The sequence below is a fragment of the Vibrio sp. Of14-4 genome (assembly GCF_022347625.1).
GTDB classification, from domain to species: domain Bacteria; phylum Pseudomonadota; class Gammaproteobacteria; order Enterobacterales; family Vibrionaceae; genus Vibrio; species Vibrio pristinus.
Map to the genome: position 1 here is coordinate 156,933 of NZ_JAKRGI010000004.1, position 14,037 is coordinate 170,969.

At 42.0% G+C, this 14,037-nt stretch carries 12 protein-coding genes; 4 read left to right on the forward strand and 8 right to left on the reverse strand.

The genetic code is table 11. The features are described 5' to 3' along the window. Nucleotides 1–10: 10 nt before the first annotated feature. Both MHN79_RS05990 and MHN79_RS05995 read right to left on the reverse strand, forming a co-directional pair. Nucleotides 11–316 (reverse strand): hypothetical protein, encoded by a 306-nt coding sequence (locus MHN79_RS05990; RefSeq protein WP_239172107.1) that lies wholly within the window; start codon nucleotides 314–316, stop codon nucleotides 11–13. Nucleotides 317–549: 233 nt separating this feature from the next. Beyond that, nucleotides 550–942, reverse strand: coding sequence for a GFA family protein (locus MHN79_RS05995; protein WP_239172108.1), 393 nt, complete (start codon nucleotides 940–942; stop codon nucleotides 550–552). Nucleotides 943–1,602: 660 nt separating this feature from the next. On the opposite strand from MHN79_RS05995, the gene MHN79_RS06000 reads away from it, so the two are divergent. Next, nucleotides 1,603–2,202 carry a thiol:disulfide interchange protein DsbA/DsbL gene (locus tag MHN79_RS06000; RefSeq protein ID WP_239172109.1) on the forward strand — a complete coding sequence of 200 codons (600 nt, stop codon included), beginning with the start codon at nucleotides 1,603–1,605 and terminating at the stop codon, nucleotides 2,200–2,202. 55 nt (nucleotides 2,203–2,257) lie between these two features. Here the strand turns inward: MHN79_RS06000 and MHN79_RS06005 are convergent, their stop codons facing one another. Next, entirely contained in the window at nucleotides 2,258–3,049 is a 792-nt protein-coding gene (locus tag MHN79_RS06005) for a hypothetical protein (protein WP_239172110.1), read from the reverse strand. 172 nt (nucleotides 3,050–3,221) lie between these two features. On the opposite strand from MHN79_RS06005, the gene MHN79_RS06010 reads away from it, so the two are divergent. Next, entirely contained in the window at nucleotides 3,222–3,908 is a 687-nt protein-coding gene (locus tag MHN79_RS06010; RefSeq protein ID WP_239172111.1) for a DNA-3-methyladenine glycosylase I, read from the forward strand. 3 nt (nucleotides 3,909–3,911) lie between these two features. Here the strand turns inward: MHN79_RS06010 and MHN79_RS06015 are convergent, their stop codons facing one another. Further along, entirely contained in the window at nucleotides 3,912–4,370 is a 459-nt protein-coding gene (locus MHN79_RS06015) for a MarR family transcriptional regulator (protein WP_239172112.1), read from the reverse strand. Nucleotides 4,371–4,496: 126 nt separating this feature from the next. Further along, nucleotides 4,497–6,779, reverse strand: coding sequence for a 5-methyltetrahydropteroyltriglutamate--homocysteine S-methyltransferase (gene metE / locus MHN79_RS06020; RefSeq protein WP_239172113.1), 2,283 nt, complete (start codon nucleotides 6,777–6,779; stop codon nucleotides 4,497–4,499). A gap of 322 nt (nucleotides 6,780–7,101) precedes the next feature. Here metE and MHN79_RS06025 point away from each other — a divergent pair, with 322 nt between their 5' ends. Beyond that, nucleotides 7,102–8,013, forward strand: a complete 912-nt coding sequence (locus tag MHN79_RS06025; protein ID WP_239172114.1) for a LysR substrate-binding domain-containing protein — start codon at nucleotides 7,102–7,104, stop codon at nucleotides 8,011–8,013. A 28-nt stretch (nucleotides 8,014–8,041) separates the two neighbouring features. Here the strand turns inward: MHN79_RS06025 and MHN79_RS06030 are convergent, their stop codons facing one another. The 3 genes from MHN79_RS06030 to MHN79_RS06040 all read right to left on the reverse strand — a co-directional run bounded on the left by MHN79_RS06030 (nucleotide 8,042) and on the right by MHN79_RS06040 (nucleotide 11,589). Then, nucleotides 8,042–8,242: a DUF4250 domain-containing protein gene (locus tag MHN79_RS06030; protein WP_239172115.1), complete on the reverse strand. Its 201-nt coding sequence runs from the start codon at nucleotides 8,240–8,242 to the stop codon at nucleotides 8,042–8,044. Nucleotides 8,243–8,314: 72 nt separating this feature from the next. Continuing rightward, nucleotides 8,315–8,995 (reverse strand): hypothetical protein, encoded by a 681-nt coding sequence (locus MHN79_RS06035; RefSeq protein ID WP_239172211.1) that lies wholly within the window; start codon nucleotides 8,993–8,995, stop codon nucleotides 8,315–8,317. Between the two features lie 137 nt (nucleotides 8,996–9,132). Continuing rightward, complete coding sequence (locus tag MHN79_RS06040) at nucleotides 9,133–11,589, reverse strand: EAL domain-containing protein (protein WP_239172116.1); 2,457 nt, start codon at nucleotides 11,587–11,589, stop codon at nucleotides 9,133–9,135. A 190-nt stretch (nucleotides 11,590–11,779) separates the two neighbouring features. Between MHN79_RS06040 and MHN79_RS06045 the strand changes: the two genes are divergently transcribed. Beyond that, the gene (locus tag MHN79_RS06045; protein WP_239172117.1) at nucleotides 11,780–14,011 is read left to right on the forward strand and encodes a YgiQ family radical SAM protein; all 2,232 of its coding nucleotides are present in this window, start codon (nucleotides 11,780–11,782) and stop codon (nucleotides 14,009–14,011) included. Nucleotides 14,012–14,037: the final 26 nt, after the last annotated feature.

Consider the following 14,037-nt stretch of genomic DNA (forward strand, 5'->3'; position numbering starts at 1 on the left):
TACAGCGCTTTTACTTCAAAAGCGCTGAGCATTCTTCATAAGAAGGGCTATCTCCTCTTTGAATGCCCCATAACTGCTTTGCAGCGTAATAAGAAAAGCTGGTATCTGCAGAAGCTCTCTTCTGTCTCTCACGTTTTTTTTCCACATGAATGGCTTTCATTTCTTGAGCTTGGGCACCAGATATCTTTCTTGAAGTCGCACATATACTGGCGAGCCCTTCATAAGCATAGGCATTAACTTCCGACATATTAATGCCCGCTAGCCCGTTAGAGGTGTACAACACACTGCAAGTTACCAACAGCACCTTCAGACGCATAAACACCATTTCCACCTCGCAAGCATAATCGTCACAAAGAGCCATTAACTTGACGTTATTAATAGCTACCAGCGATACGTTATTAGTGATCAATACACGACAAACACACCTATAGTGACCGAAAGATTAATAGATATAAATGTAAGTGTAGTTGCTATCTGAAAGAGCGATTAATATTTAGAAGAACAAACCAGCTTAGGCGTTGGCAGGAGTGAGAAACAGCATAAGAACGACTACTTGATTGACTTTTCGAAAGTAGGAAGTTGTGCAATCTCTGTTAGCCATTCGAGTTTGGACTCGTCGTAGATGTTTACCTCAGGAACCAGCCTTTCTGCACAATCAAGGCTTCCCAAATGTACGATATTCAAACCCGTGTAATTTGAACTCTTGTTGTATATTGGCGTAGCACATTGGTTACAAAAATGCTTGCAGGCATTTTCCGATACCTTAAAAGAGCCAGGTTCCCCTGATATCAATTCAAAGTCTGACTGCAATACCGCTGCATAGGTTGAAAACGCACTGCCGTTCATTTTTCGGCACAGGTTACAATGACAATTGACTATTTTTTTAATTGTTCCAGTAATTTGGTATTTTATCGCACCGCAGTTGCAGCTGCCTGTGATCATGTTATGCCTCGCTATCATATTTTTGGCAACCTAAACAGCGCTGAGAACTCAACCCTGCTTCCCCCCTCAATCAATAGTGTGTATTAATTTTTGTAAGATAGTTTAAATCAAACCTTAGAAGTAGGGTTTATGTTATTGATTAATATAAAAAGATCAAGCAGCGATTATAGCGACTCAACTTTATTTTCACCATTTATCATTGAGGCCAAATGCGGTAAGCTAGTTTTTCGGCCATTGGGGATAGTTGACTTTGCTGACTCGATTTTCATCATACATTGTTGCGCTTTTTTGCTTCACATTTATCAGTGTCAGCGTCGCTTTTGCCTCTCAGTTAAGTCAAGAAGCTTCGGTCATAGCGCCAGATAGTTCACTAACTCATAAAATAAAATGCTCCGCCAAAAATCAAAATCACAGTAAAGCCAGCACACCACACCACGGCTGCGCTTCCTTTTGCACCCTAAAAGCTCCCTATCTCGCTGAGCTCAAATTAACAGATACTCGTCAGAGTTCTCTCGCTCTAATTAGGCCAGACAAATCAGAAAAAGCGGTGGCCCGTATACAAACCTTGTTTCGACCTCCTATTACTTAGTTCTTAACCATTTACTCATTTATTACCGACTACAATAGTCGGAGTCATTTGTATTTATTAGGAATTATTTAATGAAAAAATTATTTGCTTTACTTACAACCGCTATTATTTCGCTCAGTACTCACGCAGCAAAGTTTGATGAAGGCACATATTATGAAGTGCTAAAAACAGAAAAATCAGCCACACCAAAAGTAACCGAGTTTTTCTCTTTCTACTGCCCACACTGTTACAACTTCGAACCAGTTATCAATCAGGTGAAAACTTCACTCCCCAAAGATGCGCAATTTGAAAAAGTTCATGTTGCCTTTATGGGTAAAGACATGGCTATTCCTATGGCTAAATCCTATGCCACTATGGTAACTCTTGGTGTTGAAGACAGTATGGTTCCTGCGATGTTTAAGCAAATTCATCAGCTGCGCAGCGCACCACAAGACGAGAAAGCCCTACGACAAATCTTTATCGACAATGGGGTAGATGCGAAAAAGTTTGATGCCACTTATAACAGCTTTGTGGTTAACTCGATGCAGAAAAACTTCGATAAACAGTTTGAGAAAAGTACCTTGACTGGCGTTCCCGGTGTTCTGGTCAACGACAAGTACATAGTCAAATCAGAAAAAATTAGAACAATGGAAGAGTATAGCCAATTGATCAATTATCTACTGACTTTGTAGAATAAACTATGATAAGCAAGGCCAACTGAGATTCTGTTGGCCTTTACTTATATACTCACCAAACTCTCCAATCTTCAATACTCATATAATTAGAATCAAACCCTTGTGTCATCGAGCTAAGCTGATCCATTGAAATACCTGTCAATCTGAAACCGAATGAAAATCTGTGAGTGTTAGACAGAACACAGTGCCAAAGGCGAAATCCATCGACCTGCACATTTCCGCAATAAAATGCTCTAATATTCCAACCTTTTTTGTCCCATGAGGTATATATTCTCCCGTCCGCATCTACATAACGAAAGAAAGATTTTCGGTCTTCCGGCGTATAAACAAAATAAACTCTGATAGGTGCTAAGGACGCGCTTTCATTAGTGTGCCATGACATCATTCCATCGTCAGGAGGATAGATAAATGAGCCTGAGTTTTCGATTAACTCTATATCTGGAACCATCTTGTATAGAGTAGATTCTATCAAAGGCACTGCTTGATGATTCACCAGGTGGTAGAGATGGTTATGGTTGCTCAATACAACGTCAGTACTCTTCATAGCCAAGGCAGACTTCAAACAATCTTCTTGTGTGTACCAAGAGTAAGGACGCAGCTTAGGCTGTTTATTATCCACGGCATTTTTGATGATATATGGTGTATCACCTAAGTTTTTAGTAACACTTCTATTGAACTGCTTAAGTTTTTCACGGCTCCAACCTTGCATGTCCACGACCTGCACTGAGCCACGACCTCGAAGTAAGTCGACATGGATTAAATCAAATGCCCCCGCCAACTCATTCATAGTCTTTGCGTCTAAATAACCCTCTCCTAAATGTAAATAATATGGTTCCTTTTGCATCAAATCTCCCTTAGCATCAATGAGATTGTAGTAAAGAAACCCTTAAGCTATTTGGGTCAATCTTCAGTACTAGAATCAAAGCTTCTATAAGTAATCTTAGCAGCGGCTAGCAAAGAAGATCGCTCCTTTGCATACATAGAAAACTCGTATTTCCTAATCGGAGAAAGTAGCATTGTCACTAGAAAAATTTGCAGATATTTATCATAGAGCGAGTGAACGCAAAGGTGGAAAACAGCAGCTTGAATCCATGCTTTCAAGCCCACTGAGTCAGGAGCAAATCGCTAACATTCCAAATGATCGCTGGCTGGCGGCTTTCAGTATGAAGGTTTTTCAAAGTGGCATCTCATGGAGTGTGGTGAGAAAAAAGTGGCCGAATTTTGAAGAGGTTTTCTTTGATTTTAAGGTTGAACCTTTACTTATGCTCTCTGAAGAACAATGGGACAAAAAAGCATCCGATAAACGTATTATTCGCCATCATTCCAAAGTAAAGTCAATCTGTGAAAATGCCCAAATGATCCATGAAGTGACACTAAAACACGGGTCATTTGGCAAGATGGTCGCCAAATGGCCAAGCGACGAAATCACTGAACTATGGCTCTTTCTTAAAAAACATGGCTGTCGACTAGGTGGTAATACTGGCCCTTATAGCCTTCGTCAAATGGGCGTAGACACCTTTATTTTATCTGGCGATGTTGAGTCTTATTTAAGAAGCTATCAAATTTTTGAGGGCGGAAAAGACACTAAACGCTCTCTCAAAGCAATAAACCAAGCCTTTGCACAATGGCAGCAAGAGAGTGGCCGTAGTCTAACTCAAATTAGTCAGATCATCGCTTTCGGCGTTGGGGATAACCAAGTTTAATCATTAAGTGAGGTTAGAAAGAACTTTATCGCACAAGCGTCTGAGAGAAACTAATTCATCGGCATCGAGATTGATTTTGCACAACATATTGCTCGGGACAGATTTGGCTTGTTCTTTAAGTGCTCGACCTTGGTCAGTTAGGTTGAGTACTCGTACTCTCTCGTCTTCTTCACTTCTTCCTCTTGCGACAAAACCCTTCGCTTCTAGGCGTTTAAGTAATGGCGTTAAAGTTCCAGAATCAAGATGTAACCGACTGCCTAAATCTTTAACACTGGCACCATCTTTTTCCCACAACAGCATCATGACCAGATATTGCGAATAGGTAAGATCTAAGCTCTCTAATAAAGGTCGATAAGCTCTGGTCACTGAGTTAGCTGCACTATAGAGAGGAAAGCATATCTGCTCACTTAAAAGAAGCATGGATTTATCTGAGGTCGGTTTAGGTTTGCTGGGTGTGTTCATCGTCTATTTTCATTGCGCACAACATGGTTGCATTATAACTAATTTTTGACCGATGGTGGCAAACTTATGTGAGTTATAGTCAATAATGCCGACCAAAGTAGTCGGCATTTTTACCTTCACCCGATTTTATGAATATTCAGCGCGCAGCTTTTTAGCCGCAGACACCATGTTATTCAGAGAAGCTTCCGTTTCAGCCCAGTTTCTAGTTTTTAAACCACAATCAGGGTTTACCCATAACCGTTTAGCTGGGATTTTCTCCGCTGCTTTGTTGATCAAGCCTTCAATCCATTCTTTACTGGGGATATTTGGAGAGTGGATATCATAAACGCCTGGGCCAATCTCATTAGGATAATTAAACTCCTCAAACGCTTTGAGTAGTTCCATATTAGACCTCGAGGTTTCTATGGTTATCACATCAGCGTCCAAAGCTGCCACAGAATCAATAATTTCGTTAAATTCGGAGTAACACATATGAGTATGGATTTGGGTTTCTGAACTTGCTCCTGCCGCAGAAATTTTAAAGGCGTCGACTGCCCAATCAAGATATTCAGGATGGTCACGCTTTTTAAGTGGCAGACCTTCGCGAAATGCGGGTTCATCGATTTGAATAATATTGATCCCCGCCGCTTGTAAGTCTGATACTTCATCTCGAAGCGCCAGCGCTAACTGATTAGCGATCTCTTTACGGCTGATATCTTCCCTAGGAAACGTCCAACATAGAATGGTCACTGGACCAGTAAGCATGCCCTTCATTTTCTTGGACGTTAGTGACTGAGCATACTTTGACCATTCAACGGTAATTGGTTTTTCTCTTTCGATATCTGCAACCACAATCGCAGGCTTTACACATCGAGAGCCATAACTTTGCACCCAACCAAATTGCGTAGTCTGGAAACCAGCCAAGTTTTCTGCAAAGTACTCCACCATATCATTTCGCTCAGCTTCGCCATGAACCAAGACATCGAGATCCAAGGCCTCTTGACGCAGCACCGCTTCTTTTATGTGACCTTGTAACGCTATGTTATAGTCCGATTCGGACAATTTGCCGGTACGATAAGCACTGCGTTGTATCCGGATCTCACTCGTTTGTGGAAACGATCCTATTGTGGTCGTCGGAAACAAAGGTAAATCCAGCGCTTTACTTTGGGCAAGCGCACGCTCCTCATAAGGAGCACTTCGCTGAGCAAAAGCTTTGGTTATATGATTAAGACGCTCTTGAATTTCTGGTTTATTAACATGCGTTGCGTCTCTACGAGACTTCACAGGCACACTGTAGCTGTGACAAGCTTCAATCGCTTGTTGATCGCCATCAAGCGCTTTAGCTAATAGAGCCACCTCAGAGACCTTTTGTTTGGCAAACGCAAACCAACTACGCACCTCTTCAGAAAGTTCGGATTCCAAGTCAAGATCCACAGGGGAGTGAAGTAATGAGCATGAAGTTGCAACCCATAGGCGATCGCCTAATTTGTTTTTGATGGGCTTTAACCGCTCTAGCTGAGCGGCAAGATCTGCGCGCCATACATTTCGGCCATTCACTACTCCAGCAGAAAGCACCCAGTGCTGGGGAAGTTTAGACACAAGTTGATCGAGCTGCTTAGGAGCCGCAGAGAGATCCACGTGCAAACCATCAACATCGAGTTCCACAACGTTATCAAGTGAATCTTCTAATGAATCAAAATAAGTGGTTAAAAGTACTTTCACATCGCAACGGAGGACTTGGTAAGCAAGCTTAAATGAGTTCAACCATGGCGTCTCAAGCTCTAAAGATAAAATCGGTTCGTCTATTTGAACCCACTCAACGCCTTGCGCAGCAAGTTTAGACAATATGGTTTGATAAGCCGTAAGAATACGCGGTAGCAGACTCAAACGATCGAATCCGTCCTCAACTTCCTTCCCTAAGTAGAGGTAACTTATAGGGCCAAGCAAAACAGGTTTAACCTTATGACCCACCTTAGTTGCTTCACTCACTTCTTCAAATAGCTGAGGCCAACTGACTTCAAACGTATCTTCTTGACTAAATTCGGGAACAATATAGTGGTAATTGGTGTTAAACCATTTGGTCATATCCGAGGCTGCTGCGCCTTTCTCACCCTCTTTTTGTTGGGAGCGTCCTCTCCCAACTCGAAACAAAGTATCCAAGTCAGGAAACCCAGTTTGGTGCCGCTTTGGGACGTGGCCAAGCAGCAAGGTGGTGGTTAATACATGATCATACCAAGCAAAATCCCCAGCAGTAACATAACTGAGTTCAGCATCAGACTGTGTTTGCCAATTCTTATGCCTCAGCTCAGAACCTACCGCTTTTAAAGCCGCTTGATCAATGTCGCCACGCCAATACTTTTCAAGCGCAAATTTAAGTTCACGTTGCTCACCTATTCTTGGATAACCTAATATATGCGTTGTTGTCACCATCTTACTCGTCCTTTTCTATTTGAAGTTTTTTAAACGGGTGAGATTGTTTACAAAGCGCAAGCTCATTCATCATCACCCTCTGGGGTTTTGTATAGAACACCTAAAGGCGTCTAGATGGCTAAACTATCTCGCCAAAGCAGTAAAGTGACAATCTCCAATTATTCAACTTGTTTATGAAAAAAATTCATGTGTAACCCAGCTTATTCTATTCAGGGATAAACAGCGCAAATGGCGAAAAATAGACGTCTAGATGTTTACACATCTTTTTTTAAAGCGTAGATTAGTTATATTCACACAGAACTCGCGTAACTGAAGAAAGCTAATGATAGAGTTTAAGCATCTGAAAACAATTGTAACTTTGAGAGATACAGGCTCACTCACTGCCACGGCGACAGCATTACACCTTACACAGTCAGCACTCTCTCATCAGATAAAAGATCTTGAGGCAAGACTCGGGGGACAGCTCTTTTTACGCAAAACTCGCCCAGTTAAGTTTACTTCTGAAGGCAAGATTCTACTCGACTTAGCTGACCAAATTTTGCCTAGGTTAGCCAAAGCAGAAAATGATTTGGCCGGCTTGAAAGAAGACGTTAATGGACGATTACATATGGCCATTGAATGTCATTCTTGTTTTCAGTGGCTAATGCCAGCTCTGAGGGATTACCAGCAAACCTGGCCAAGCGTGACGCTAGACTTTTCATCAGGCTTTGGTTTTGAACCCCTTCCAGCATTACTCAGTGGGGAGTTGGATTTAGTCATAACCTCAGATATCCAACCCCGCTCGGAAGTCCACTATGAGCCTTTATTCGATTTTGAAATGCGCCTTATCACCGCAGTAAATCACCCAATAGCAAATAAAAACTGTGTTCAAGCTGACGATCTCAAACAAGAAACTATGCTCTCTTATCCTGTGCAAAAAAATCGCCTTGATGTAGTCAAACACTTCCTCCAACCGGCAGGAGTAGAACCGGCTAAATGGAAACAAGCCGATAACACGTTAATGCTGGTGCAAATGGTATCCGCAGGGCTTGGTGTTGCAGCTCTGCCTAACTGGGCTATTCACGAGTTTTCTCGTCAAGGGTTGATCAGCAGCTTACCGGTTGGTAAAGGGCTATGGCGCCGTTTATTCGCTGCCACTCGTCAATGTGAAAAAGATAAACGTTATTTACAGGCGTTTTACAGCACCGCAAAACAGCAATCTAAGAACCACCTGGAAGGGATCAAACCTGTTTAGCCATAATGTAAAGCGGTCTTTGGTTGGTTTATCTGTCGAACGACTTAAATTGATTAGTCAAAGGGTCATAGTGATAGCCTAAACTGTCCAACTTGTGAGTCACAGTATTGGTATCCATCTCATACATGACTATCAACTCTTCAAAGCTATTGCATTCAAGCCTTAGCTTTTCGTTAACAATACCAAGCAAGATATTACTATCCAATCTAGCGACATTACTTAGGTCCATAATAACGCCCCAACACTACTCCTAATCTTTTAAGCTTAGCGTCAAATAGTCAAAATAAGAAATAGGCATCAGCTACAAGACAATAAACTGCTCAATGAAACTCATAGACACCAGCATAGTAATAAACGCCACCCAAAGCTGAATTTTATGCACTGTTTTCGAGAGCAAAATATGCCAACACCAGATCAGAACCGCAGTAATCATTAATGCAAAGCCACTTAGCAACATATTAGTATGTTCAGCCAATAGATTTGGATCTATCTGAGAACTTTTGGCCAGTACAACAATGCTCAGTAGCATAGCTGAAACTATACCTGTAACTGGCAAGATACGGTGAAAGGCCTGTAAGCGTGTTTTAGCAATAGTGAGAAGGAGATGAGAAAATAAAGCGCCAAGCAAAAATATCTCTATGATCTTCAAAGCGGAGCCAGCAATACTGGGCTGCTCGCTAATCACTATTCCTACATAGGCAAAAGCGAGACCATTGGCGAGGTACATCACCCAAAGAGGCCCTTGTACACGCGTTTTTTTGGTTTGAACTTGCGAGTAAAAGTACAGGATGGCGAATACCAGCATTATCGCTTCAATTTTTAGCGATGCTACTGCAAGCCATAGAAGCGCTACAACTGGTAAAACTTTATGAATTCGCCCTCTTTGCCCAGGACAAATATCCCCTTTCACCAAAATAAGAGTTAATAATAATTGGACACCTAAAAGCATAGGAGCAAGAAGGGATAAAAGTTGCTGAATCATCACTGCGAGAATCGTCGTTATAATGTCTGGGCGAGTATGATAACAAAACAATAGCTCAGTCGGCTACGGAGATATTCGTATACGTGTGAACGCAACATACATTACAATTTCAAGCACGAACAGATTATGCTCGAGTATTAGATTAAGTACTCAATTATCGCATGTTGCTCGACCAACCCCTTAAACCTTGAATCACTATCAACAAGCACCCAAGGCAGAGCGTGCGTCTTCAATAAACTTTTCACATCACCCAAAGGCAAACGCCAATCTAAAACAGCATGGGGTGGTGACATCATACGGTGGACGGCTTTCTGCCAAATAGAATTTTCTTTATTTGTCTCATGGTCAGTGCCCATACTCGGCGTCATATGTAAGTTCATCGCCACCCTGTCCACTAGACCGACGCACTGATTGGTCTCTACCACAGGTAATACATTAAGTTCATCAGAACTAAAATAGGTGTATATTAGAGATAATGATTCTCCCGGATCAACACGCGGCAAATTTGGTGTTACAAGCTCTGAAACTGTGCCAACACTACTTTCTGCACTTCCATCAATGACAGGCAAAGTGCAATAATCTTCAACATTACGAAGTTCATCAATAGAAAGGGGCTTTGAGAAGAAATACCCTTGAATACAATCGACACCTAGGTCACGCAAAGCAATATATTCATCCAAGGTCTCAACACCTTCCACCACTACTTTGAGCTTGAGTTTTTGAGCTAGCTGAACAATTGTATTCACCACATGATACTGTCTGGTTTTCGCACCTATACCTTCAATAAGACTTTGATCTATTTTTAACACATCGAAATAGCTTTTATTTAGGTAATCAAATGACGCAAAGCCGGTGCCAAAATCGTCCACCGCAATTAGAACCCCAGCTTTTCGCATAGACGCTAATAACTCTTCTTGATATCTATCACCAGCAAAGTACGCACTTTCCGTAAACTCAATAGTCACCTTATTAGCAGGTATACCACTTTCGTCAATTGACTGTGTAGTGTGTTGCAATATTGCCATAATATCTTGCTTGGCATTAAACGAACGATTGATAGATATACCCACATGCTGCCCAAACAAGCTCTGTAACTCTGGTAAACAAGAAAACGCTTTTTTGTTGAGCGCATCATCTAGCTCAACAATTTTATCTATATCTTCTACCGTATTGATGAGTTCTTGAGTTGATGTTTGAATCTTCGGATGTTTGGGGAATCGACATAAGGCTTCAAACTTATCAATTCGGCCTTGTTTGATATCGACTATCGGCTGGAAAAAAACTTGTAAGGAGTCATTTTCAATTGACTCTTCAACCCAGGTTTCCAAACATTTTTTGCGCTCCACTTGCTCATGGATATGGCGGTCATAAAAAGCTACTCGTCTATCTTGCCCTGAATGCAGTTCAAGTAATGCTTGAACTGCATGAGATAGCAGCTGCTTTGGCGCCATATCTCTTGAATATCTTATCGATACTCCGGTTAACCCCTGCTTTAAAGAAAGTGCGACAGAACTTTGTGAATGCTTAAAGCTCTGAAAAAAGGTTTTTATGGCCTGTCTAATTAAGCGTATACCTTCCTTCTTTTCAGCAATAACCACTGTCATCACGACAGCAAAGCGGTCATCGCCAATATAACCGGCATGACTGATCAACTTATTTCCCATTAAATAGCTGGCAAACTGGCGTTTTGTTTCCTGAGCATTAGGTTCTGGAAATTGTGGTTGTAAGGCGAGAATAATCTGAATGTTTTCTTGAGATATCGACTGTGGATCATCTTCAATATTGTTAAGAAAAGCATCACTTGTTGGCAATTGAGTAAGCAAATCCACCCCACCAGCTTGCCTATCATCAACACATTGAAGGTGGTCAGATAAATCTGTACCTAAGCCCAAAAAATAAGACTCACCATTTCCCGGTGATACTTTATGGATTGTTAATTTTTGGGGGAACGTCGAACCATTAGCGCGTTTGGTTAAGATTAAGCCACTCCAGTGGCCGTTATTTTCTATGTCACCCCATAAATTCTTGTAATAGTCGCTACTTAGTTTCTCTGCATTAAAAACGCTGGTCTCTTTACCTATTATGTCTTCAAGAACATACCCTGTACTCTTCTCAAAATGGCGATTACACGCGAGTATCCGCGTTTTTTCGTCGGTCACCAGCATTCCATGATGGAAATTCTCAAACATCGCATAGAATATCTCTGCAGCAACAATATCGGACGGGATCACAAGGCAAGGTAACAAGGTTCCTTTTAATAAAGAATGCTCTTCTACTGTAATTTTAAATTCCACATAACTAAAAAGGCTGTCGGGTGTCATGATACAGCAGTGAAAATAACGAACCCTGTGTGTACTGATTACCGCTCGAAACACCTCGCGAGCATTATTTCTTTGAGCTGGAGGTAAACGTTTCAATAATTCCTTGGCCGAAATAGTCGGTTGAGAATAGCCAAAAAGAGATTTCATGGCTTGTGGCTCACAACTGAACTCCTGAGTGGTGAGGTCAAGCTGCCAAGAATAACTCTCGTATTTGTGCCAACAAGATGTTTGCTGCGTATTGGATACTTCTTTACCTGAATTTCCTTTTCCCATACAGATAGACCCATTGCTGCTAACCGTCTAATACTATGATATTAGCTGCATATCACGAGAATTTACGTTAGGTGGTCTACAAGATTAACATTTTCTAAACTGTTGGATACTGTATTAGACAGCTTTATTGGGGTGGATAGCGAACAAACAAGTCGCTATAATTCGCGCTCCTTGAAGTAGAGACAATAATATGTACGCTAAGACCACTCCTATTCATGAATACAAAAAATACTGGGCTGAATGCTACGGTACCGCTCCGTTTCTCCCGACAAGCCGCAAAGAAATGGATGCATTAGGATGGGATAGCTGCGACATTATTATCGTTACAGGGGATGCTTACGTTGACCACCCTAGCTTTGGTATGGCGATTATCGGTCGATTGTTAGAGGCTCAAGGTTTTAGAGTTGGTATCATAGCGCAGCCAGAGTGGCACGACAAAGAAGCATTCACAAAGCTTGGCCAGCCAAACCTATTTTTTGGCATCACTGCAGGCAATATGGACTCAATGATCAACCGCTACACGGCAGATCGAAAGTTACGCCATGATGATGCCTATACTCCGAACAATGAAGGTGGAAAGCGACCAGATCGAGCGACTCTTGTTTATTCTCAACGTTGCCGCGAAGCATACAAAGGCGTTCCGATTGTACTTGGTGGTATTGAAGCTAGCTTAAGAAGGCTCGCTCACTATGATTACTGGTCAGATAAAGTGCGCCGTTCTATCTTATTCGATGCTAAAGCCGATATTCTTTTATTTGGCAATGCTGAACGAGCATTAGTTGAAGTAGCCCATAGGCTCGCTGATGGTGAGGATATCGCCAGAATGACCAATATACGTGGTACAGTTGTCAGCTTGGCCTCAGAGCCTGACGGCTATAAGATTATCGACTCTTCACGGATTGAAAAACCACGTAAAGAAGCCTTTATTCCACCCAACCCTTACGCTGTTGAAGAAAAGTGTGATATCAAAGCCAAGGATAAAGAAGAGCAAGCAAAACCAATCACAATTCGCCCCTCACGTCACGACGCTGCGACAACCGCGGTACGTATCCCTAACTTCGAGAAACTGAATAACGATCGTATCCTTTATGCCCATGCAAGTCGTATTATGCATTTAGAAACCAACCCTTATTCGGGCCGTGCCTTGATACAACGTCATGGTGATCGCGAGTTATGGGTCAATCAGGCTCCGATCCCTCTCTCTACTGAAGAAATGGATTATGTGTTTGGATTGCCTTATGCGAGAGTACCTCATCCTCAATATGGTAAAGCAAAAATTCCTGCCTATGACATGATCAAAACGTCCGTTAACATCATGCGTGGCTGTTTCGGTGGCTGTTCGTTTTGTTCAATTACTGAACATGAGGGCCGTATCATACAAAATCGCTCTCAAGAGTCGATTCTAAATGAGCTTGAAGAAATCCGAGACAAGGTTCCAGGCTTTACCGGTACCATATCTGATCTCGGCGGTCCGACTGCTAATATGTACCGTTTAGGCTGCAGTGATCCTAAAGCAGAGGCGAATTGTCGACGTCCATCTTGTGTCTTCCCAGGAATTTGTAACAAACTCAATACTGATCACAAGCACACCATAGACCTGTATCGCGCCGCTCGTAAGGTCAAAGGCGTTAAAAAAGTCATGATAGCATCAGGTGTTCGCTATGACTTGGCTATTGAGTCCCCTGAATATGTGAAAGAACTAGTTACCCATCACGTGGGAGGCTATTTAAAAATCGCTCCAGAGCATACTGAAAAAGGGCCGCTTAACTTAATGATGAAACCAGGAATGGGGACATACGATAAGTTCAAAGACATGTTCGAAAAGTACAGTGCTGAAGCCGGAAAGAAGCAGTATCTGATCCCTTATTTCATTTCCGCACACCCCGGCACAGAAGATGAAGATATGCTCAACTTGGCTTTGTGGCTTAAGAAGAATAATTTCGAATGTGATCAGGTACAGAACTTCTACCCTTCTCCTATGTGTAATGCAACCTCTATGTATTATTCAGAAACGAACCCACTCAAACGCGTAAAGTATAAACAACGCGAAGAAGTGCCTGTAGCCAAAGGAGAAAGACAACGCCGATTGCACAAAGCACTACTGCGCTACCATGATCCAGCCAACTGGCCAATCATACGTGAAGCGTTAATCAATATGGGCAAAAAACATCTGATTGGAGATAAGCCGAGTTGTCTGGTACCAGAAGAAGATGTGCAAACCTTAACACCCGCCCAACGCAGAAAGTCTGGCCGTCATGGTGCAAACCGGTTTGCTACTAAACACACCAAAAGTCAGCCTGGATTTGAAAAAATGCATGGTAAAGGGGCTAAGCCCAAAGGTAAATTTGGTTCTGGGAACAAGAATAGCCCCAATAATAATCAGAATGATAGTAATACAAAGCGCAACAAGAAAAGAAGATAAGATAAGAGCAGTCGATACCGAACTTG